Genomic DNA, 20,939 nt, shown 5'->3' on the forward strand with positions numbered 1-20,939 from the left:
CCGCTGGTTCTTATGCGGTGCCGATCACTCTCCCCTACCCGGGCACCCGCGCGGCCGTCCTGGCCGGGGCGGATCGACGAACGGCGGTCAGCCTGCGCCGAACGGTGAGTTCTGCGGCGGCGCCGGTTAGGGTTGGCAGCATGCCCGAGTCGCAGTTGCTCGCCGTGGCCGTCATCGGCGTCCTCGTCATCACCCTCACAATCGCGCTCGTCGGCGCCATCGGATTCAAACTGCTCCGCTCGTGGCGGGAGCTCGGCACGGACGCAGAGCGGGCCACCTACACGACGCTCCACTCCGCCTCGCTGGCCGGCCAGCACCTGCGCAACGGGCTCGAGCCCGTCGGCGCGGCGAAGGCCAGCAAGCATCTGCGCAGCCTGCTCGGCTGCGAGGCCGTGGCCATCACGGATGTCGCCGGCGTACTCGCCTGGGACGGCATCGGGGAAGCGCACCGGGAGGGCGCCCTCGGCCTGGCCGCCAAGGTTCTGGCCACCGGCCGCACCCAGGTGTTCCGTGAGGCCGTGGTTCACCAGGCCGAACTCAAGGAAGCCGTCGTGGCCCCGATCCGGGCCGGATCGCGCATCGTGGGCGCACTGGTCGCCTACGCGCCGCGGGCCAAGCCGGGCCTGGTGCGCGCCACCAGTGAGGTGGCGGACTGGGTGGCGGCGCAGGTCGAACTGGCCGAACTGGCATCCTCCCGCACGCTCCTGATGGAGGCCGAGGTGCGCGCGCTGCGGGCGCAGATCAGCCCCCACTTCATCTACAACTCGCTCAACGCCATCGCATCCTTCATCACCACCGACCCGGCCAAGGCCCGTGACCTGGTGCTGGAATTCGCCGATTTCACCCGGTACTCGTTCCGCCGGCACGGCGATTTCACCACCGTCGCCGAGGAGCTGCGCTGCATCGAGCACTACCTGAAGCTCGAACGCGCCCGCTTCGGCGACCGGCTGCTGGTCACCCTGACCATCGCGCCGGAGGTGCTGAGCACGGTGATCCCCTTCCTCAGCCTGCAGCCTCTGGTGGAGAACGCCGTGCGCCACGGGCTGGAGGACAAGGAAGGCATCGGCCACATTGCGATCACCGCCCAGGCCGCCGGGGCCTTCGTGGAGGTCACGATCGAGGATGACGGCGTCGGGATCGAGCCGGAGCACCTGCGTGCGGTGCTCGCCGGCCACAGCGACAGCGATCACGTGGGGCTGCGGAATGTCGACGCGCGGCTGCGCCAGGTCTACGGCGACGACCACGGGCTGGTGGTCGACACGGCTCCCGGCGCCGGAACGCTGATCACCATGCGCGTGCCCAAGTCCCAGCCCCGGCCGGACCTCGGTTCCCTGACTGACAGACTGTCGGCATGATCACTGTCCTCATCGCCGATGATGAACCGCCCGCCCTCGACGAGCTGGCTTTCCTGCTCGGCAAGGACGAGAGGATCGGCACCATCCACCGGGCTTCGTCCGGCTCGGAGGCCCTGCGCATCCTCGACCACGAACGCGTGGACGCGCTGTTCCTGGACATCCACATGCCCGGGCTGTCGGGCCTCGACATCGCCCGCGCGGTGTCCCGTGCCGGCAACTCCCCCGCCGTCGTCTTCGTCACCGCAGACGAGGACCACGCGGTGAAGGCGTTCGACCTGGCCGCCGTCGACTACCTGCTCAAGCCCGTTCGCGCCGAACGACTGGCCACCTCGGTCGGCCGGGTGATGGAAACGCTGGCGATCGCGGAGACCGTCCCCGCGTCGGTGATCACCGTGGATCTCGGCGGCATGAAGAAGATGATCCGCCGCGACGACGTGCGCTACGTGCAGGCCCAGGGCGACTACGCCCGGCTGCACACCGAGGAATCGAGCTACCTGATCCGGGTCCCGCTGGCCGAGCTGGAGAAACAGTGGGCCGAGGCCGGGTTCCTCCGCATCCACCGGTCCTATTTGGTGTCGATGACGCACGTCACCCAGGCGAAACTCGGCGCCGCCCAGCCGACGATCACCGCCAACGGCGCCGAACTGCCGGTTAGCCGCCGGCACCTGCCGGCCCTCCGGGAGAAGCTCGAGGCCACGCGCATCCGGCCCTCGACATGAGCCGCGCCAATGAGCCTGGCCAGATGAGCCGCGCCAGATGAGCCGGGAGGATGCCCCCGGGCAGCCGCCGAAGCGGGTGCGGGTCACCGCGCCCAGGTCCCTGGCCAGCCGGGCGCCCTCGGGCTACCCGGTCGCCCGGGAAGTTGCGGAGCAGTCCGAGGTGGGCCAGGTGTTCGTGCGCTCCCTCATCCGCTCGCAGCTCAGGCTCGCTGTGGTCGTCGCCGTCGGCTTCCTGCTGGTGCTGCTGGCCTTTCCCCTGCTCCTGGCCTGGGTTCCCGGCCTCAACCGGGCGGAGTTCCTCGGGGTGCCCTTCGTCTGGCTGCTGCTCGGAGTCGGCGTCTATCCGCTCATCGGGCTGAGCGCCTGGCTGTACGTGCGCACCGCCTCCCGCAACGAGGCCCGCTACCTCGACCTGGTCGAGGAGGACGAGTGAACGCCGGTGTGGGGTACGCGGCCATCATCGGGGTGTTCGCCGTGACCGCGTTGATCGGCTTCTACGGGCTGCGGATCTCGCGGACCACCGAGGACTTCTATGTCGCCTCGCGCACGGTTCGGCCCTGGTGGAACGCCTCAGCAATCGGCGGCGAATATCTCTCCGCCGCCAGTTTCCTCGGCGTCGCCGGGCTGATCCTGATCTCCGGGGCGGAGGCGCTCTGGTTCCCGATCGGCTACACGGCCGGCTACCTGATGCTGCTGCTCTTCGTGGCCGCACCGCTCCGGCGCTCGGGGGCGTACACGATTCCCGACTTCACCGAGGCGCGCCTGGAGTCCCCGGCGGCACGGCGGATCACCAGCCTGCTCGTCGTGCTCGTCGGCTGGCTGTACATCGTGCCGCAGCTCCAGGGCGCCGCCCTGACCATCCGTATCGCCACCGGGCTGCCGCCGTGGGTCGGCTCCGTGGCCGTGGCCGTCGTCGTGTGCATCACCGTCGTGACCGGCGGGATGCGCTCGATCACGTTCGTGCAGGCGTTCCAGTTCTGGCTCAAGCTCACGGCGATCGCCGTGCCGATCGTCTTCGTGCTGATCGTCATGGCCAATTCGGGGCTGACGGTTCCCGCCGTCGCCGAGCCGTTCGCATCCGACCCGGTCAGCTCCCCCACCGCCGGCGCGTACCGGAACATCTCGCTCGTGATCGCCCTGCTGTTCGGCACGCTCGGCCTGCCGCACGTGCTGGTGCGCTTCTACACGAACCCGGACGGCCCGTCGGCCCGGCGCACGACGCTGATCGTGCTCGGGCTGCTGTCGGTCTTCTACCTCTTCCCCACCCTCTACGGGGTGGTGGGGCGCGCCTTCATGCCCGACCTCGCGACCAGCGGCTCACCGGATGCCCTGGTCCTGCTGCTGCCCGGCCGGCTGATCCCCGGGCTGGCCGGCGACGCCCTCACGGCGCTCGTCATCGCCGGGGCCTTCGCCGCGTTCCTCTCGACCACGTCGGGGCTCGTGGTCTCCGTCGCGGGCGTGATCAGCCAGGACATGCTCGGCGGACGCGTGCGCGGCTTCCGGCTGGCCGCGGTGTTCTCCTCCCTGGTGCCGCTCGGCGTCGCCCTGCTGACCGACACGACGCAGCTGGCCGGGAGCGTTGGCCTGGTCTTCGCCTTCACCGCCTCCACCATCTGCCCGCTGCTGCTGCTGGGCATCTGGTGGCGCGGCCTGACCGACGCCGGTGCGATCGCCGGGATGCTGGCCGGCGCCACCCTGTGCGGCGGCTCGATCATGCTCAGCCGCGCGTTGGGAGCCGAGGCCGGGCTGATGGGAGACCTGCTGGCGCAGCCCGCGGCCTGGAGCGTTCCGGCGGCCTTCGCCGTGATGATCGGCGTCTCGCTGGTGACAAAAAACCGGCGCCCGGCCGGCATCACGACGATCATGACCCGTCTGCACGCGCCGGAGCGTCCGGTGCCCGCCCCGAACCGCTGATCGCGCCCTCCCCGGGCCGCCGCTGACAGTCGAGTTGCTGACAGTTGAGTTGCGGAAAAAGTACCTTAGATTGCCCAACGAAGGTACTTTCTCCGCAAGTCAGCTGGGAATGGGCGACATCCACCCAGCTCTCGAGAGGCTCGACCCCCGGGGCGAGGTACGCGAAACGCGCGCGACCCGAAGGGCGCGCGCGTTCCTGTCGAGCGACTGTTAGCGCTTGCGCTTTTCGCGCACGCGCATGCTGAGGTTGATCGGGCTTCCCTCGAAGCCCCAGATCTCGCGCAGGCGACGCTGGATGTAGCGGCGGTAGCCCGGGTCGAGGAACGCGGTGGTGAACACCACGAAGGTCGGCGGGCGGCTGGAGGCCTGGGTGCCGAACAGGATGCGCGGCTGCTTGCCGCCGCGCACGGGGTGCGGGTGCGCCGCTGCGAGCTCGGCGAGGAACGCGTTGAACTTGCCGGTGGGGATGCGGGTGTCCCACGACTCGAGCGCGAGCTCGAGGGCCGGGACGAGCTTCTCCATGTGGCGGCCGGTCTTGGCGGAGATGTTCACGCGGGGGGCCCAGGCCACGTGGGCCAGGTCCTGTTCGATCTCACGCTCGAGGTAGCGGCGACGGTCGTCGTCGAGCTGGTCCCACTTGTTGAAGGCGAGAACGAGGGCGCGGCCCGATTCGAGCACCAGGTCGATCACGCGAATGTCCTGCTCGCTGATCACCTCGGTCACGTCGATCAGCACGATGGCGACTTCGGCCTTTTCCAGCGCGGCGCTGGTGCGCAGCGAGGCGTAGAAGTCGGCGCCCTGCGAGAGGTGCACGCGACGACGGATGCCGGCGGTGTCGACGAAACGCCAGACCTTGCCGCCGAGTTCGACCTGCTCGTCGACCGGGTCGCGGGTCGTGCCGGCGAGGGCGTTGACGACAACGCGTTCTTCACCGACGACCTTGTTCAACAGGCTCGACTTGCCCACGTTCGGGCGGCCGAGGATCGCGACGCGGCGAGGACCGCCGACCTCCTGCTTGGCGACGTTGGAGATCTCGGGGAGTTCCTTGAGGATCGCGTCGAGCAGGTCGGCGACGCCGCGACCGTGCAGGGCTGACACCGGCCACGGCTGGCCGAGGCCGAGGGCCCACAGGCTGGCGGCTTCGGGCTCCTGGCGGATGTCGTCGACCTTGTTTGCGACGAGGAAGACCGGCTTGCCGGACTTGCGCAGCATCCGCACGACGGCCTCGTCGGTCGAGGTGGGGCCGACGTTGGCGTCGACGACGAACATGACGAGGTCGCAGAGGTCGATCGCGACCTCGGCCTGGGCGGCGACGGACGCGTCGATCCCGCGGGCGTCGGGTTCCCAGCCGCCGGTGTCGACGAGGCTGAACTTGCGTTCGTTCCAGTCCCCCTTGTACGTGACGCGGTCACGCGTCACGCCGGGGGTGTCCTCGACGACGGCCTCGCGGCGGCCGAGGATGCGGTTGACCAGCGCCGACTTGCCCACGTTCGGGCGGCCGACGATGGCGATGACCGGCAGGGCCGGGAGGTACTGGATCGCGTCGGGGTCTTCCGTCGCGGTTTCGAGAACCTCGAAGTCTTCCTCGTCGAGCTCGTAGTCGTCCAGGCCGCTGCGGAGCGCGGAGGCGCGCTGCGACGCAAGGTCTTCGTCGAGGTTGGACAGTCGGGATGCGAGTTCGCTGTCGAGCTCGGGGATCGCGTCGTCGATATTGTTAGTCATGCGAGTTCCTCGCGGTACGTGTGTTGATGACCTCGATGACCGCGTCTACGGTCTGCTCGAAGTCGAGATGGGTGGAATCGACGGTCGTCACACCGTCTGCGGCGCTCATAAAATCGACAACCTGCGAGTCAGCGCGATCCCTCGATCGCAACGCCTCCGCCACGGTATCGGCCGATTCGGTCGGTAATTCCGCAGAGCGCCTACCCATTCTAGCCTCCTCGGATGCCGTGAGCAGGATTCGTACCTCTGCCTCCGGCGCGACGATGGTCGTGATGTCCCGTCCCTCGACCACGATCCCGGGTCGGTCCACGTCCCGGGCGATGCTCCGGAACAGCTCGGTCAGGTGTGCGCGCACCTCCGGGATCCGGGCGACGGCGCTCACCGCGGCCGACACGGCGGGCTCGCGGATGGCCTCGGTCACGTCCGACTCGCCGACCGTGACGGCGGAGGCATCCGGGTCGGTGCCGATCAAGTAGTCGAAGTCGGCCAGCTCCGCGATCACCGCGTCGACGTCGCTGGTGTCGACCTTGCGGTGCTGCATCGCCCAGGCCAGCGCCCGGTAGGCGGCGCCGGTGTCGAGGTAGGCGAAGCCGAGGCGGCGGGCGACGGCGCGGCTCACGCTGGACTTGCCGCTTCCGGCGGGCCCGTCGATGGCGACAAGGGTGGGGAAGGCGTGACGGCCCATGTACGTTAACCAGCAATCCGCCAGCCGCGGGCGGCCAGCTCTTCGGTGAGGCGGGAGACGGCCTCGGGGACAACGGAAATTTCGGCCAGGCCCAGCTGAGCTCCGGGCGAGTGTTCGAGGCGGAGGTCTTCCAGGTTCACACCCAGGTCGCCGATGTCGTTGAGCAGGCGCGCGATCTGGCCTGGCCGGTCGTCGACCATGACGATCATCGACGCGAAGCGGCGGTCCTGGCCGTGCTTGCCGGGCAGCCGGGCGACGCCGGCGTTGCCCCCGGCGAGCTCCTCGGCCAGCTTGCGGCGGGCGCCGGGCGCTGCCGGGTCGGTGAGGGCGTCGATGAAGCGGTCGAGGTCGTCGCGGTAGGCGAGCAGGATGTCGCGCACCGGTTTCGCGTTCGCGCCGAGGATCTGCACCCACAGCTCCGGGTCGCTCGCCGCGACCCGGGTCACATCGCGCAGGCCCTGGCCGGCGAGGTTGAGCGAGGAGGCCGCGGCATCCGTCAGCCGGCGGGCCATCAGGGTGGACACGACCTGGGGCACGTGGGAGACCAGGGCGACGCTGCGGTCGTGGTCCTCCGCGGTCATCTCGACGATGGTCGCGCCGAGGTCGAGGATGAGGTCGTCGATCGCGGTGGCCTGCTGGTAGGTGATCGCGTCGTGGCCGGCGACCACCCAGGGCCGCCCGATGAACAGGTCGGCCCGGCCGGCCAGCGGTCCCCCGCGTTCGCGGCCGGCGAGCGGGTGGGTGCCGATGTAGCGGGAGACGTCGGCGCCGCTGGCGCGGAGGTCGTCGAGCACGGCGAGCTTGACGCTGGCGACATCCGTGACGATGGCATCCGGGAAGGATGCCAGTTCGCGCGCGACGATCTCGGCCGTGACGTCCGGCGGCACGCAGACGACGACCAGCTGCGGTGCGTCGCCCGCGGCGGCGGCCCGGCCGGCGCCGTAGTCGACGGCGATGCTGAGGTTGGTCGGCGACGCGTCGGCGAGGATGACCTCGATCCCCCGGTTGCGGAGGCCCAGGCCGATGCTGGTTCCGAGCAGTCCGACGCCGACGATGCGCACGGGCCCGACAAGGCGACTCTCGGCCACGTGCCGTCTCCTGACTTCGCGAGGTGTGACGTCGCGATTTGCTGGGGCCGGGCCGCTCTGGCCGGCGACCCTGGTTACTTGGTGCCGGCTGCGTCCCGGCTGCCGGCCCGCGACACGGTGAGCAGCTCGCCGAGTTCAACTTTAGTGAGTTCGCGCACGTCGCCGGCGCGGAGCGTGCCGAGGTGCAGCGGCCCGAACTGCCGGCGCACCAGGTCGACGACCGGGTGGCCGACGGCCTCCAGCATGCGCCGAACGATGCGGTTGCGGCCGGAGTGCAGGGTGAGTTCGACCAGGCTGAAGCCGTCGCCGGGAGGGCTCGCGAGGATCCGGGCCTTGTCGGCGGCGATCGGGCCGTCGTCGAGCTCGATTCCGGTCTGCAGCTTGCCGATGGTCTGCGCCGAGACGCGGCCCTCGACCTTGGCGATATAGGTCTTCGAGACGCCAAACGACGGATGCGCCAGCACATGCGCCAGGTCGCCATCGTTGGTGAGGATGAGCAGGCCGGAGGTCTGCGCGTCGAGGCGGCCCACGTTGAAGAGGCGCTCCTCGAACTGCTCGGTGAACTCGCGCAGGTCGGGGCGGCCGCTCTCGTCCTGCATCGAGGAGACGACGCCGACGGGCTTGTTCAGCATGATGTAGCGGCGGCTGGTGTCCAGCTGCACGGCAACATTGTCGACGGCGACCTGGTCGGTCTCCGGGTGGATGCGACGGCCGAGCTCGGTGACGACCTTGCCGTTGACGCGCACCCGGCCGGAGGTGATCAGGTCTTCGGAGACGCGCCGGGAGGCGACGCCGGCGGAGGCCATGACCTTCTGCAGGCGCACTCCGTCGGCTGCGGCATCAGGGTTGCCCGCGAAATCGGGGGTTCCCTCGTGGTCGGTTGTCATTTCAAGTCCTCGAATCCTTCTGCGCCGTCGGCGAGCAACGGCGAAATGTGCGGCAACTCGTCGAGCGAGTTGATTCCAAGCTGGGTGAGCAGCAGGTCGGTGGTGCCGTAGTTGATGGCTCCGGTCTCACTGTCGGTGAAGGCCTCGGTGATCAGGCCGCGGCCCAGGAGGGTGCGCACGACGGAGTCCACGTTAACTGCCCTGATTGAGGCTACCGCGCCGCGGCTGATCGGTTGCTTATAGGCGATCACGGCCAGGGTTTCGAGCGCGGCCTGGGAGAGGCGGCTGGGGTTCTGGATCAGCACGAAGTCGGCGACGACGGCGTCGTATTCGGCGCGCACGTAGATGCGCCAGCCCCCGGCGACCTCGCGCAGCTCGAAGCCGCGGCGAATCGTGCCGCCCGTGCCTGTGCCCGTGCCGTCGAAGTCGGCGACGAGGCGGGCGACGGCCGCGCTCACCTCTTTCAGCGGGCGGTCGACGGCCGTGGCCAGGTGGATCAGGCCGAGCGGTTCGTCGGCGACCATGAGGATCGCCTCGAGCTGCCGGTCGATCGCGGTGTCGGCCTGCGCGGTGTCGGTTGTCACGGTGTCAGTTGTCATAGTCGGCTCCGAGGTTGGCGAGGGTTTCTTCCGACCAGGACTCCGCGCTCCAGCGCAGGTTCAGCTCGCCGAGCGGCTCCAGCTGGTCGAATGAGATGGCGCCGCGCCGGTACAACTCGAGCACGGCGAGGAAGCGGGCGATCACGACGCCCTTCTGCCCGGCGCCCACGATCAGCTGCCGGAACGAGACCGTCTCCCCCGCCCGCAGGATCGCCACGACGTAGGCGGCCTGTTCCCGGATGCTTACCAGCGGAGCGTGCAGGTGGTCGAGACCCACGGTGGGCAGTTCGCGTGGGGTGAGGGCCAGCGCCGCGAGGGCGCCGAAGTCGGCGGCGGAGAGCGTCCAGACCAGTTCGGGCGTCTGCTTGCGGTACTTCTCCTCGAGCCGCACCGAGCGCACGTGCCGGGAGGACTCCACGTCGATCCGGCCCTGGAACCAGGCCGACGCGGTCTTGAACGCGCGGTACTGCAGCAGCCGGGCGAAGAGAAGGTCGCGGGCCTCGAGCAGGGCGACGTCCTCGGCGTCGACGAGTTCGCCCTGGGGCAGGAGCCCGGCGACCTTGAGGTCGAGCAGGGTGGCCGCCACGACGAGGAACTCGGTGGCCTGGTCGAGCTCCTCCGTGGCATCCAGCCCGCGCAGGTAGGAGATGAACTCGTCGGTGACCCGGCTGAGCGAGATGTCGGTGATGTCCAGCTCGTGCTTGCCGATCAGCGAGAGCAGGAGGTCGAACGGGCCCTCGAAGTTGCCGAGGGCAACCGAGAATGCGGGCGCTGCAGCCGGGTTAGGCGGGACGGCCGTTGTCGCCGGGACAATTCGCGACCGCGGAGATTTTTCGTCCACGAGGTCAAACCGGCCCGTTTGGATCGATGCGCGGGTCGTGCGCCGCTTCGCGGGAGATGTGCCACGCGCGGAACGGCGTACCACCCGCGCAGCTCGAAATCTCCAGCTCGCCGGCCTGTGAAAGAGCCGGGTTAGGCGACGGCGCCACGGTCGATCAGTTCCCGCGCCACCTGCATGTAGGCCTTCGCGGCCGGGTGCTCCGGCGCGAAATCGGTGATCGGCACGCCGGCGACGCTGGCATCCGGGAACTTCACGGTACGGCCGATGACCGTCTCGAGCACGCGGTCGCCGAACGCGTCGACGACCCGCTCGAGCACCTCGCGCGAGTGCAGGGTGCGGGAGTCGAACATGGTGGCGAGGATGCCGTCGAGCTCGATCGCCGGGTTGAGGCGGTCGCGAACCTTGTCGATGGTCTCGATCAGCAGCGCGACGCCGCGGAGGGCGAAGAACTCGCATTCGAGCGGGATGAGCACGCCGTGGCTCGCGGTGAGCGCGTTCACGGTGAGGATGCCGAGCGAGGGCTGGCAGTCGATCAGGATCACGTCGTAGTCGGCGGACACCTTGCGGAGCACCCGGGCGAGGATCTGCTCGCGGGCGACCTCGTTGACGAGGTGCACCTCGGCGGCGGAGAGGTCGATGTTGGCCGGGATGATGTCCAGACCCTCGACCGCGGTCTTCTGGATCGCGATGGACGGGTCCTTCGACCCGCTGAGCAGCAGGTCGTAGATGGTGGGGACATCGTGCGTGGGCACACCGAGGCCGGCCGAGAGGGCGCCCTGCGGGTCGAAGTCGATGGCGAGCACGCGGCGGCCGTAGCCGGCGAGGGCCGCGCCCAGGTTGATGGTCGTCGTCGTCTTGCCGACGCCGCCCTTCTGGTTGCAGAGCGAGATGATCCGGGCCGGGCCATGGCTCTTCAGGGGTTGGGGCTGCTCGAATTCCTGCTTCGGCCGCCCGGTGGGGCCGAGCGGTACCTCGTCAAAACCGGGGAGTCGTGTCCGGTCAGTCTGCGTACTCGCCACTGAAATGTCCTCGATCCGTCCTGCGCCACTCACTTGTTCGATTGTAGCGAGCGAATGCCGCTCATCCGGGCAGGATCGCCGCTCCCCCCGCACCTTCATCCCCGCGAAACCGCAGTTGTGCGCGTTATTCGGGACGAATAACGCGCACAACTGCGGTTTCGCGGGGGGTAAGCGGGGCTAGCGGGCTCGGGGGTGGGCGGTCGTGTACATGTCGCGCAGCGTGTCGGCGGTGACGAGCGTGTAAATCTGGGTGGTCGCCACGGAGGAATGGCCGAGGAGTTCCTGCACCACGCGCACGTCGGCGCCGCCGGCGAGCAGGTGCGTGGCGAAGGAGTGCCGGAGGGTGTGCGGCGACACCTCCACCTCGAGGCCCGCGCGCACGGCGGCGGCCCGGATGATCAGCCACGCATTCTGTCGGCTCACCCGCTGCCCGCGGATGCCGAGGAACAGGGCCGGCGTGGACTTCCCCCGCACCGAGAGCAGCGGTCGGGCCCGCACCAGGTAGGCGTCCATGGCCGCGCGGGCGTAGCTGCCCACGGGCACGATGCGCTGCTTGTCGCCCTTGCCGGTCAGCCGCACGACCTCCTCGTCCAGCACGTCGTCGACGTTGAGGTTGATGACCTCCGACACCCGGGCGCCGGTGGCGTAGAGCAGCTCGAGCAGGGCCTTGTCGCGCAGCTGCTGCACGTCCTCGCCGTCGGTCGCGGCGAGGAGCGCGGCGACCTGGTCGATCGAGATGGCCTTGGGCAGCCTGGCACCGAGTTTCGGCGGTTTGGTGTCGTGGGCGACATCGATCTCGACCACCGATTCGCCCAGCAGGAACCGGTGCAGGCTCCGCACCGTCGACAGCATCCGCGCGATCGACGAGGCCGTGAGCGGCGACTCCTCGCGCTGCCCGAGGTAGCGCACGAATTCGGAGACGTGCCCGCTCGTCACCTCCCGCAGTTCGGTCAGCTCGTGTTCGGCCAGCCACGCGGTGTAGACGGCCAGGTCGCGGCGGTAGGCGGAGACCGTGTTGGCGGCGAGCCCGCGCTCGACCGAGACGTGCCGCAGGAACGAGTCCACAGCCGTCTCGACGCTCACGAGCCGGCGATCCCGTTCGACGGATGCCGCGGCCAGGGCGTGTCCGCCGGGGCGAGGCTGGCCCAGCCCCGCGAGCGCGAGGCCTGTGCCGCGAGCACCCCGAGGGCCAGTGACGGGTTCTGCACCCGTCGAGCGAGCACCGCGTCGACGCAGTCGTCGAGCGGCACCCAGCGGATTTCCATGTCGGCTTCCTCGTCGGTGCGGGCGAAGGCGTCGTCGATGGCCGAGAGCCCGCGGGCCAGGTAGATCCGGATGGCCTCGGTGCTGCCGCCGGGCGAGGTGTAGAACTCGGCGAGCACGCTCCAGTCCGTCGCCGCGACGTCGGTTTCCTCGGCCAGTTCGCGCTGTGCCGCCACGGCCGGGTCCTCCCCCGGCTCGTCGAGCAGGCCGGCCGGAAGCTCCCACTCTCGCACCCGCACCGGGTGCCGGTACTGCTTGATCAGCAGCACTCGGTCGTGGTCGTCGAGCGCCAGGACCGCCACGGCCCCGGGGTGGTCGACGTACTCGCGGATGATCGCCGAGCCGTTGTAGCCGAACCGGTCGCGGCGCACGCCCCAGACTCTGCCGTCGAAGACGAGTTCGCTGCCGGAGACGTCCGCGTCGACCGGTTCATCCTCCAGCGGAGGGTGGCCGGCCGGCTCGCCTGAGTCGCGAGGCATCAATCGTTAGGCGTCTTCGAACAGGCGGCTGGCCTGCTGGCGGTCGAGGGCCGCGCCGATGAGCCCGCGGAACAGCGGATGCGCGTTGCTCGGCCGGGAGCGCAGTTCGGGGTGCGCCTGGGTGCCCACGTAGAACGGGTGCTCCTCGCGCTTGAGCTCGACGTACTCGACCAGGTGGCGGTCGGGCGAGGTTCCGGAGAACCAGAGGCCGGCATCCGCGATCTGGCTGCGGTAGGCGTTGTTGACCTCGTAGCGGTGGCGGTGGCGCTCCGAGGCCTCGGGGGCGCCGTACATCTCCTCGACCAGGGAGCCCGGGGCCAGCTTGGCCGGGTAGAGGCCGAGGCGCATGGTGCCGCCCAGGTCGCCGCCGGCGATGATCTCGACCTGCTCTTCCATGGTCGCGATCACGGGGAACTCGGTGTCGACGTCGAACTCCGACGAGGATGCCCCGGCGAGGCCGGCCTTGTTGCGCGCGTATTCGATCACCATGCACTGCAGGCCGAGGCAGAGGCCCAGGGTGGGGATGCCGTTTTCGCGGGCGAAACGCAGGGCGCCCAGCTTGCCCTCGATGCCGCGAACGCCGAAGCCGCCGGGCACGAGGATGCCGTCGAGTTCGCCGAGCATGCGCGACGCGCCCTCCTCGGTCTCGCACTCGTCGGAGGGGATCCAGTTGATCTTGACCTTGGTCTGGTGCGCGAAACCGCCGGCGCGCAGCGCCTCGGTCACCGACAGGTAGGCGTCGGGCAGGTCGATGTACTTGCCGACCAGGCCGATGGTGACCTCGTGCCTGGGCTCGCGCACGGCGTCGAGCACCTTCTGCCAGGCCGACCAGTCCACGTCCGCCGCGGGGAGGCCGAGCTTGTCGATGATGTATTTGTCGAGGCCCTGGTCGTGCAGCATGGTCGGGATCTCGTAGATGCTCGGCACGTCGATGGCATTGACGACGGCATCCTCGTCGACGTCACACATGAGCGCGATCTTGCGCTTGTTCGACTCGGAGACGGGGCGGTCGCTGCGCAGCACGAGGGCATCGGGCTGGATTCCGATCGAGCGGAGAGCCGCGACGGAGTGCTGGGTGGGCTTGGTCTTCTGCTCGCCGGAGGCGGCCATGAACGGCACGAGCGACACGTGCACGAAGAAGACGTTCTTGCGGCCGAGTTCGTGGCGCACCTGGCGGGCGGCCTCGATGAACGGCTGGGATTCGATGTCGCCGACCGTTCCGCCGATCTCGGTGATGATCACGTCGGGGCGCGGCTCGTCGCCGGCCTGCAGGCGCATCCGGCGCTTGATCTCGTCGGTGATGTGCGGAATGACCTGCACGGTGTCACCGAGGTACTCGCCGCGGCGTTCCTTCGCGATGACCTGGGAGTACACCTGGCCGGTCGTGACGTTCGCGGCCTGGTTGAGATTGATGTCGAGGAATCGCTCGTAGTGGCCGATGTCGAGGTCGGTTTCCGCGCCGTCGTCGGTGACGAAGACTTCACCGTGCTGGAACGGGTTCATCGTGCCGGGGTCGACGTTGAGGTACGGGTCCAGTTTCTGCATGACGACCCGCAGTCCGCGAGCCGTGAGGAGATTGCCGAGGCTTGCCGCCGTCAGGCCTTTCCCCAAAGAAGAAACGACACCACCGGTCACAAAAATGTGCTTGGTCGTGCCGTTTGAATCGTCCGCGTTTATATTTTCCACCACGGGCTTTGATCCTATCAGTTGGAGATGACGTTCAGCGGGACCGGGCGAGGGAGATGAGTTCCCGGGCGTGTTCGAGCCCGCTCGCGGAGTCGGGAAGGCCGGAGAGCAGCCGGGCCATTTCCGCGGCCCGCTCGTCGCCGTGCAGCTGCCGAACGCTGCTGGCGGTGACCGCGCCGTCGCTGCCCTTGACCACGCTGAGGTGGTTGTCGGCGAACGCGGCCACCTGCGCGAGGTGCGTGACGACGATCACCTGTGAGGTCTCCGCGAGCCGGGCGAGTCGCCGCCCGATCTCGATGGCCGCGGCCCCGCCCACTCCCGCGTCGACCTCGTCGAAGACGAACGTCGGCACCGGGTCGGCCTGGTTGATGACCACTTCGATTGCGAGCATCACCCGGGACAGTTCGCCGCCGGATGCCCCGCGGGCCAGGGCCCGAGGCTCGGCCCCGGCGTGCGGCTGCAGCAGGATCTTCACCAGATCGCGCCCGGTGGCGGTGAAATCGTCGCGGCTGTCGATCTCCACGACCAGGACCGCGTCGGGCATGGCGAGGGCGCCGAGTTCGATCGTGACGGCAGCGCCGAGCGCGGCGGCGGCGACCCGGCGGATGGCGCTGACCCGGTCGGCGAGCTCCTCGACCAGGCGAGCGTCGGCATCCGCGTCGTTGCCGAGCAGTTCGATCCGGTCGGAGTCGCTGTCGAGTTCGACGAGCCGGGCGCTCCCGGTGTCCAGGAACTCGATCGCCTCGTCGAGGCCTCCGGCGTACTTGCGGGCGAGGCCGATCAGCTCGGCCCGGCGTTCCTGCACGATCTCGAGTTCTCGGGCGCCGTCGGCGTCGAGGCCGGCGAGGTAGCTGGAGAGCCGGCCGGCAATGTCGGCGACGAGGAACCCGGCGTCGGCCAGCGCCTCGACCAGCGGCGGCACCGCGGGGTCGTGCTCGGCGGCCTTGTCGAGCCGGCGGCGGGCGTATTCGAGCAGGGCGACCACGTCGGGTGCGCCGTCGGTGCTCTCCTCGGCGGAGAGGTGCTCCCGGGCCTCGGCCGCGGCCAGGCGCAGGTCTTCGAGGTTGCCGAGGCGTTCGGCGCGGGCGCCGAGCTCGGCGTCCTCGCCCGGCTGCGGCGCGATGGCTTCGATTTCGGCAATCGCCTCGCGCAGCTGCTCGGCCTCGCGGGCGCGCAGTTCCTGCTCGGCCACCAGTCGGTCGAGCTCGTCCCGGTTGGCCTGCCAGCGGTGGAAGGCGTGCTGGTAGTTACCCAGCGCCTCTGCGAGCTCGGCGCCGGCGTAGCGGTCGAGGGCGCCACGCTGGGCGACGGATGATCGCAGGCGCACCTGGTCGGACTGTCCGTGCACGACGACGAGGTCGCCGCCGAGGTCGCCGAGAACCGCGGCCGGGGCGCTGCGGCCGCCGACGACGGCCCGGCTGCGGCCCTCGGCGGACACCGAACGGCCCAGGATGAGCTCGGGCCCGTCGAGGTCTCCCCCGGCGTCGCGCACGCGGTCGGCCACGGCGCCGTCGGGCGCGACGAGCCAACGGCCCTCGACCCAGCTCTGGGCCTGCCCCTGGCGAACGGTGCCGGCATCCGCCCGGTCACCGAGCAGGAGGCCGAGCGCGGTGACGACCATGGTCTTGCCGGCGCCGGTCTCGCCGGTCACGGCGGTGAAGCCGGGGCCGAGCGGCAGGGTCGCCTCGGCAATCACGCCGAGATCCCGGATGAAGAGTTCCTCGATCATGCCGGGGGCCTATTCACGGCCGACCGGGCCCCGCCAGCCCGAGACGGGCAGGTTGAACTTGTTCACGAGGCGGTCGGTGAACGGGCCGCTGTGCAGCCGGGCCAGGCGAACCGGCACCGGGGAGCGCCGCACGACCACCCGGGCGCCGGGCGGCAGGTCGTAGGTGCGGCGTCCGTCGGCGTACAGCACGGCGGATCCGGGCGTGCGGGCGAGGATCTCCACGGCGAGGGACGAGTCCGGTCCGACCACGAGCGGCCGGGCGAAGAGGGCGTGGGCGCTGAGCGGCACCAGCAGCAGGGCGTCGAGGCTCGGCCAGACCACGGGACCGCCGGCCGAGAACGAGTAGGCCGTCGACCCGGTCGGCGTCGACATGACCACCCCGTCGCAGCCGAACGAGGAGAGCGGGCGGCCGTCGACCTCGATGACGACCTCGAGCATCCGTTCGCGGCTGGCCTTCTCCACGGTCGCTTCGTTGAGCGCCCAGGTTTCATAGACCACAGTGTCGTCGACCTTGACCCGCACGGCCAGCGTCATGCGCTCTTCGACGAGGTAGTCGCGGGACAGCGCCCGGCGCACGGCTTCGCCGAGGTCGTCGCGTTCGCTTTCGGCCAGGAAACCGACATGGCCGAGGTTGATCCCGAGCAGGGGCGCCGAGCATTCGCGGGCGACTTCCGCGGCGCGCAGGATGGTGCCGTCGCCGCCCAGGACGATGACGAGTTCGAGGTCGGTGAGCTCGACGGTGTCTCCGAGGATGGCGACATGGCCGTCCAGGGAGGGCGAGGCGGCGAGCAGGTCCGCCTGCTCGTCGCGGGCCAGCACGGGCACGGCGCCGGCGGCGAGCAGCTGTTCGCAGACCGTGACCGCGGCGGCGAGGGTGTCCTGCCGGCCGGTGTGGGCGACGACGAGGATGTTGCGTGGCGGTGCAGTCACAATGCTCACGCTCCCACCAGGGCTGGTATCCGGTCCATCCATTCTGTCGGATTGCTGCCCGACTTCGTGGTCATCCAGCAGAGATACTCGTGATTGCCGGCGGTTCCGGCGATCGGCGAGGCGATCAGGCCGTTGGTGTGGAGGCCCAGGTCCCAGCCGGCCCAGAGCACGCCGGAGACGGCATCCGCCCGGAGCCCGGGGTTGTGCACGATGCCCTCGCGGATGCCGCCGCGGCCGACCTCGAACTGCGGCTTGATCAGCAGCACGAAATCGGCGCCGGGCTCGGCCGTCGCCACGAGCGCGGGCAGCACATGGGTGAGGGAGATGAAGGACAGGTCGGCGACGACCAGGCTGGGCCGCTCGGCCACGCCGGAGGCCGCGGCAACGTTCTCGGCGGTGGCGTTCTTCACGTTGAAGCCCTCGACGAGCGCGAGCCGGGGCTCGAGCGCCAGTTGCGGGGCCAGTTGGCCGTGCCCGACATCGACGGCGATCACCTGCGCGGCGCCGCGTTCGAGCAGCACCTGGCTGAACCCGCCGGTCGACGCGCCGGCGTCGAGCACGGTGCGGCCGGTGACGTCGAGGCCGAACGCGTCGAGCGCGGCGATGAGTTTGTGGGCGCCGCGGCTGACGTAGTGGTCGGTCGCCGCGACTTCGATCACCTGGTTGTCCCGCACCTTCGCGGATGCCTTGACGGCCGGCTTGCCGTCCACCGTGACCAGGCCGTCGGCGATGACCCGCGCGGCGACCGTGCGCGACCGCACCAGCCCGCGTTCGGCGAGGGCGGCGTCCAGCCGCAGCTCGGTCATCCGGCCACCTGGGCGGGAACGTCCCCGCCCTCGAGGCGTTCGCGCAGTTGCTCGTGCAACTGCACGTAGGCCGCGGCGCGCGCTTCCAGCGGTTGCGCCTCGATCACGGCGAGGGTGGAGACGAGAGCGTCGTCCAGCGGTGTCTGGTCCTCGGTGTTCACGTTCCCTAGGTTACCGGCCCTGATACAGTCGCTCCGGAACGTTGAGCCCGTAGATCGGGCGGCCGGACTTCCAGATCACGGCGCAGGCGGCGCGCAACAGGTTGATCGCTCCGTCGCCCTCGGCCACGATCTCCACCTCGGCGCCGCGGATGCGCACCGTCGCCCCGTTGACGCTCGCCGAGGATCCGTCGCGGGAGAACTCGGTCTCCGGGTACGGTTCGTGCAGCTGGCGGAGGTCGTCGAGGATGAACGTCGGCCGCGATTTCGCGTCGGCCGCGAGCACCTGCTTGGCCCTGTCGATGCCGGTGAGCACGAGCGCGGACGGGATCTCGGCCCGGTTCGCGCCGAGGATATCGGTGTCGAGGCGGTCGCCGATGAACAGCGCCTGCTTCGCCCGGAACCGGTCGACGGCTTCGACGAAGATGGCCACCTCGGGCTTGCCGGCCACGATGGGCAGGCGGCCGACCGCGGTGTGCACGGCGGAGACGAGCGTGCCGTTGCCGGGCGCGATCCCCCGGGCCACCGGGATGGTCCAGTCGGTGTTCGTGGCGATCCAGGGGATAGCGGAGCCGTCGGCGGCGGGGTGCAGCGCGAAGGATGCCTCGGCCAGCTGCGTCCAGCCCACCTCGGGGGCGAAGCCCTGCACGACCGCGGCCGGGGAGTCGTCCGCCGACCGGGTGACGACGAAACCGGCCTTCTCCACCTCGGAGACGAGCCCTTCCCCGCCGACGACGAGGATGCGGGACCCTGCGGGCGCCTGGCCGGCGAGGAGCCGGACCGCCGCCTGGGGCGAGGTGACGACATCCGTCGCCGCCACCTCGAGGCCGAGTTCGGTCAGGTGTTCGGCCACGGACCGGTCGGTGCGGGCGGCATTGTTGGTGATGTAGCCCACGCGCAGGGTTTCGGCCGCCCGGTTGAGGCTCTCCACGGCGTACGGGATCGCCTTCTGGCCGGCGTAGACGACGCCATCGAGATCGGCGAGAACGACGTCGACGCCGGTGAGCGGCGTCGCCGTACTAATCCTTCGCCGCTTCGTCAGCATCGGCGGTCGAGACCTCGGTGGTCGAGTCTGCAGTGGTCGAGCCTGCGGTGGTCGAGCCTGCGGTGGTCGAGCCTGTCAAGACCTCGTCGATCTCCGCGTAGTCCTCGTCCTCGTCCTCGTCGATCTCGATGATCTCCATCGTCTCGTCCGGCTGGTCGCCGGCCGTGCCGAGGGCGGCATCCGCGCGGGCCGCGCGCTCGTGCCAGGTCTCGGCTTCCTCTTCGCGGCCGAGTTCCTCGAGCACCTCGGCATAGGCGGAGAAGAGCTCCGGGCTGTAGGAGAAGGCCTTCTTCGGGTCGAGCTGCGGGATCTCGAGCTCGCTCAGCGCTGCCTCGGCCTCACCGAGATCGAGGCGCGCGCCCGACATGGCGATGGCCAGGGCAACCTGCACGGATGCCGGCAGCGTGCTGCGATCGACCGAACGGCCGAGCTCGAGCGCGCGGTCCGGGCGACCCACGCCACGTTCACTGTCCACCATCAGGGGCAGCTGGTCGTTGGAGCCGGAGATGCGGCGGTAGGTGCGCAGTTCGCGCAGCGCCAGAGCGAAGTCGCCGGTGGCGTATGCCGTGATGGCGAGGCTTTCGCGCACGACAGCGATCCGGCCGGCTCGGCGGGCTGCCGACAGCACGTGCCGGTGCGCGAGCTCGGGGTCTTCGTCGATGACGCGGGCGGCCATGGCCAGGTGACGGCCGACTGCCTCGGCGTTGTCCTTGGTCAGGGTCTTGAGTTCGTTGCGGGCGATCCGGTCGAGGTCCTGCGACGTCACGTCGTCGGGCAACTCGGGGTCGTCGTGGCGAGGCCGAACGGCGCGGAGCTCCCGCTGCATCCGCTGTTCTTCGGTCATCTCCTCTTCGACGGCGCGCGCGTCGCGGTCACCGCGGGCGGGGGCGCCTTCGCGGGTCCAGAGCTTTTTTCCGGCGTCACGGGGGGCGCCGGCACGGGTCGGCGAACCGCCGCGTGCGCCCCACTCCTTGCGTTCCCCGTCACGGGGAGCAGAGTCACGGCGCGGGCGCTCGGACGAGGCACCATCCCTGGCCCAGGGCTTGCGCTCGCCGTCACGCGACTGGGCGGGACGGTCCGAGTTTCCCCGGTACGCGGGACGCTCGCCACCCTGCTGCGGACGATCGGAGTTTCCCCGGTACGCGGGACGCTCGCCACCCTTGGCCCAGGGCTTGCGCTCACCATCACGCTGCGGACGCTCTCCACGCGAGGCATCGGGGCGATAGGCCGGACGGTCAGAGTTGCGCTGCGGAGCCCGCTCGCCATCCTTCGCCCACGGCTTGCGCTCACCATCACGCGACGGCGCGGGACGGTCCGAGTTGCCCCGGTAGGCGGGGCGGTCGCCGCCCTGCTGCGGACGGTCGGAGTTTCCGCGGTAAGCCGGGCGGTCGCCATCCTTCGCCCACGGCTTGCGCTCACCGGACTGGGCGGGACGGTCGGAGTTGCCACGGTAGGGAGGACGCTCGCCATCACGCTGCGGACGATCGGAGTTTCCGCGGTAAGCCGGACGCTCCCCATCCTTCGCCCAGGGCTTGCGTTCACCGTCGCGCGACTGCGCGGGCCGGTCGGCGTTGCCGCGATAAGGAGGACGCTCGCCATCACGCTGTGGACGGTCGGAGTTCCCGCGATAAGCCGGACGCTCACCATCACGCGACTGGGCGGGACGGTCTGAGTTGCCGCGGTACGGAGCACGCTCGCCGCCCTGTTGGGGGCGATCGGAATTGGCACGGTAGGGAGGACGTGCGCCGTCCTGGCGCGGCCGGTCCGACCGACCCTGGTGGCCCCCGCTGGAGCGACGCTCGTCGCGTCCGCCGTCGCGTGATTCGTTGCCGTGCGATCCTGAAGGGCTCACTGTGTCTCCTGTGTAATTGTGCCTGGTCATTTCGACCGACTGTTCAAGCGTAACTTAACGCAAAATGGCCACCCTGTGAGGTGGCCATTTTGTTTGTTTCTAAGTTAAGTCCGGCGGTGTCCTACTCTCCCACAGGGTCCCCCCTGCAGTACCATCGGCGCA

20 protein-coding genes are annotated in these 20,939 nt (G+C 70.0%); 4 read left to right on the forward strand and 16 right to left on the reverse strand.

Annotated features, from left to right (window positions below; translation table 11 throughout):
* Nucleotides 1-140 precede the first annotated feature (140 nt).
* Genes E3T54_RS13715 through E3T54_RS13730 form a run of 4 tightly spaced genes read left to right on the forward strand, consistent with a single transcriptional unit; the run spans nt 141 to nt 3,988 of the window.
* On the forward strand, nt 141-1,355 hold the full coding sequence (locus E3T54_RS13715) for a sensor histidine kinase (RefSeq protein ID WP_134476190.1): 1,215 nt from the start codon (nt 141-143) through the stop codon (nt 1,353-1,355).
* The gene (locus E3T54_RS13720; protein ID WP_092324387.1) at nt 1,352-2,074 is read left to right on the forward strand and encodes a LytTR family DNA-binding domain-containing protein; all 723 of its coding nucleotides are present in this window, start codon (nt 1,352-1,354) and stop codon (nt 2,072-2,074) included. Before E3T54_RS13715 ends, E3T54_RS13720 begins: the two co-directional genes overlap by 4 nt.
* Nucleotides 2,075-2,111: 37 nt before the next feature.
* Complete coding sequence (locus E3T54_RS13725) at nt 2,112-2,507, forward strand: DUF485 domain-containing protein (protein ID WP_134476191.1); 396 nt, start codon at nt 2,112-2,114, stop codon at nt 2,505-2,507.
* A complete protein-coding gene (locus E3T54_RS13730) occupies nt 2,504-3,988 on the forward strand; it encodes a cation acetate symporter (RefSeq protein WP_241977233.1) in 1,485 nt (494 codons plus the stop codon). Before E3T54_RS13725 ends, E3T54_RS13730 begins: the two co-directional genes overlap by 4 nt.
* Before the next feature lie 210 nt (nt 3,989-4,198).
* On the opposite strand, the gene der is transcribed toward E3T54_RS13730, so the two are convergent.
* The 16 genes from der to E3T54_RS17420 all read right to left on the reverse strand — a co-directional run bounded on the left by der (nt 4,199) and on the right by E3T54_RS17420 (nt 20,777).
* Nucleotides 4,199-5,710: a ribosome biogenesis GTPase Der gene (gene der, locus E3T54_RS13735; protein ID WP_134476192.1), complete on the reverse strand. Its 1,512-nt coding sequence runs from the start codon at nt 5,708-5,710 to the stop codon at nt 4,199-4,201.
* A complete protein-coding gene (gene cmk / locus E3T54_RS13740) occupies nt 5,703-6,395 on the reverse strand; it encodes a (d)CMP kinase (RefSeq protein WP_134476193.1) in 693 nt (230 codons plus the stop codon). Before cmk ends, der begins: the two co-directional genes overlap by 8 nt.
* A gap of 5 nt (nt 6,396-6,400) precedes the next feature.
* Nucleotides 6,401-7,483 carry a prephenate dehydrogenase gene (locus E3T54_RS13745; protein WP_134476194.1) on the reverse strand — a complete coding sequence of 361 codons (1,083 nt, stop codon included), beginning with the start codon at nt 7,481-7,483 and terminating at the stop codon, nt 6,401-6,403.
* A gap of 74 nt (nt 7,484-7,557) precedes the next feature.
* Nucleotides 7,558-8,370 carry a pseudouridine synthase gene (locus E3T54_RS13750; protein ID WP_134476195.1) on the reverse strand — a complete coding sequence of 271 codons (813 nt, stop codon included), beginning with the start codon at nt 8,368-8,370 and terminating at the stop codon, nt 7,558-7,560.
* Nucleotides 8,367-8,969 (reverse strand): SMC-Scp complex subunit ScpB, encoded by a 603-nt coding sequence (locus E3T54_RS13755; protein ID WP_134476196.1) that lies wholly within the window; start codon nt 8,967-8,969, stop codon nt 8,367-8,369. The genes E3T54_RS13750 and E3T54_RS13755 overlap by 4 nt, the downstream gene beginning before the upstream one ends.
* Complete coding sequence (locus E3T54_RS13760) at nt 8,959-9,783, reverse strand: ScpA family protein (RefSeq protein ID WP_092324437.1); 825 nt, start codon at nt 9,781-9,783, stop codon at nt 8,959-8,961. Before E3T54_RS13760 ends, E3T54_RS13755 begins: the two co-directional genes overlap by 11 nt.
* Before the next feature lie 158 nt (nt 9,784-9,941).
* Nucleotides 9,942-10,829 (reverse strand): ParA family protein, encoded by an 888-nt coding sequence (locus tag E3T54_RS13765; protein WP_241977234.1) that lies wholly within the window; start codon nt 10,827-10,829, stop codon nt 9,942-9,944.
* A 177-nt stretch (nt 10,830-11,006) separates the two neighbouring features.
* Nucleotides 11,007-11,912 (reverse strand): site-specific tyrosine recombinase XerD, encoded by a 906-nt coding sequence (xerD, locus tag E3T54_RS13770; RefSeq protein WP_134476198.1) that lies wholly within the window; start codon nt 11,910-11,912, stop codon nt 11,007-11,009.
* Nucleotides 11,909-12,571: an NUDIX hydrolase gene (locus E3T54_RS13775; RefSeq protein ID WP_134476199.1), complete on the reverse strand. Its 663-nt coding sequence runs from the start codon at nt 12,569-12,571 to the stop codon at nt 11,909-11,911. Before E3T54_RS13775 ends, xerD begins: the two co-directional genes overlap by 4 nt.
* A 6-nt stretch (nt 12,572-12,577) precedes the next feature.
* Nucleotides 12,578-14,260 (reverse strand): CTP synthase, encoded by a 1,683-nt coding sequence (locus E3T54_RS13780; protein WP_174844430.1) that lies wholly within the window; start codon nt 14,258-14,260, stop codon nt 12,578-12,580.
* Between the two features lie 31 nt (nt 14,261-14,291).
* Nucleotides 14,292-15,986: a DNA repair protein RecN gene (recN, locus tag E3T54_RS13785; RefSeq protein WP_134476200.1), complete on the reverse strand. Its 1,695-nt coding sequence runs from the start codon at nt 15,984-15,986 to the stop codon at nt 14,292-14,294.
* Between the two features lie 9 nt (nt 15,987-15,995).
* A complete protein-coding gene (locus tag E3T54_RS13790) occupies nt 15,996-16,958 on the reverse strand; it encodes an NAD kinase (protein ID WP_174775328.1) in 963 nt (320 codons plus the stop codon).
* Nucleotides 16,922-17,722, reverse strand: coding sequence for a TlyA family RNA methyltransferase (locus E3T54_RS13795; RefSeq protein ID WP_134476201.1), 801 nt, complete (start codon nt 17,720-17,722; stop codon nt 16,922-16,924). Before E3T54_RS13795 ends, E3T54_RS13790 begins: the two co-directional genes overlap by 37 nt.
* A complete protein-coding gene (locus E3T54_RS16900; RefSeq protein WP_166804927.1) occupies nt 17,719-17,883 on the reverse strand; it encodes a hypothetical protein in 165 nt (54 codons plus the stop codon). Before E3T54_RS16900 ends, E3T54_RS13795 begins: the two co-directional genes overlap by 4 nt.
* Nucleotides 17,884-17,893: 10 nt before the next feature.
* The gene (locus tag E3T54_RS13800; protein WP_134476202.1) at nt 17,894-18,925 is read right to left on the reverse strand and encodes an HAD-IIA family hydrolase; all 1,032 of its coding nucleotides are present in this window, start codon (nt 18,923-18,925) and stop codon (nt 17,894-17,896) included.
* Nucleotides 18,900-20,777 (reverse strand): primosomal protein, encoded by a 1,878-nt coding sequence (locus tag E3T54_RS17420; protein WP_241977235.1) that lies wholly within the window; start codon nt 20,775-20,777, stop codon nt 18,900-18,902. Before E3T54_RS17420 ends, E3T54_RS13800 begins: the two co-directional genes overlap by 26 nt.
* Nucleotides 20,778-20,939: the final 162 nt, after the last annotated feature.

The organism is Cryobacterium sp. Sr8, assembly GCF_004403225.1.
In the GTDB taxonomy this organism is placed as follows: Bacteria; Actinomycetota; Actinomycetes; order Actinomycetales; family Microbacteriaceae; genus Cryobacterium; species Cryobacterium psychrotolerans.

Excerpts from the sequence above, each read along its gene's own strand:
- E3T54_RS13715 (WP_134476190.1), top strand. The coding sequence starts at position 141 with ATGCCCGAGTCGCAGTTGCTCGCCGTGGCCGTCATCGGCGTCCTCGTC.
- E3T54_RS13720 (WP_092324387.1), top strand. The coding sequence starts at position 1,352 with ATGATCACTGTCCTCATCGCCGATGATGAACCGCCCGCCCTCGACGAG.
- E3T54_RS13725 (WP_134476191.1), top strand. The coding sequence starts at position 2,112 with ATGAGCCGGGAGGATGCCCCCGGGCAGCCGCCGAAGCGGGTGCGGGTC.
- der (WP_134476192.1), bottom strand. The coding sequence starts at position 5,710 with ATGACTAACAATATCGACGACGCGATCCCCGAGCTCGACAGCGAACTC.
- cmk (WP_134476193.1), bottom strand. The coding sequence starts at position 6,395 with ATGGGCCGTCACGCCTTCCCCACCCTTGTCGCCATCGACGGGCCCGCC.
- E3T54_RS13750 (WP_134476195.1), bottom strand. The coding sequence starts at position 8,370 with ATGACAACCGACCACGAGGGAACCCCCGATTTCGCGGGCAACCCTGAT.
- E3T54_RS13755 (WP_134476196.1), bottom strand. The coding sequence starts at position 8,969 with ATGACAACTGACACCGTGACAACCGACACCGCGCAGGCCGACACCGCG.
- E3T54_RS13775 (WP_134476199.1), bottom strand. The coding sequence starts at position 12,571 with ATGCCTCGCGACTCAGGCGAGCCGGCCGGCCACCCTCCGCTGGAGGAT.
- recN (WP_134476200.1), bottom strand. The coding sequence starts at position 15,986 with ATGATCGAGGAACTCTTCATCCGGGATCTCGGCGTGATTGCCGAGGCG.
- E3T54_RS13790 (WP_174775328.1), bottom strand. The coding sequence starts at position 16,958 with ATGGATGGACCGGATACCAGCCCTGGTGGGAGCGTGAGCATTGTGACT.
- E3T54_RS13795 (WP_134476201.1), bottom strand. The coding sequence starts at position 17,722 with ATGACCGAGCTGCGGCTGGACGCCGCCCTCGCCGAACGCGGGCTGGTG.
- E3T54_RS13800 (WP_134476202.1), bottom strand. The coding sequence starts at position 18,925 with ATGCTGACGAAGCGGCGAAGGATTAGTACGGCGACGCCGCTCACCGGC.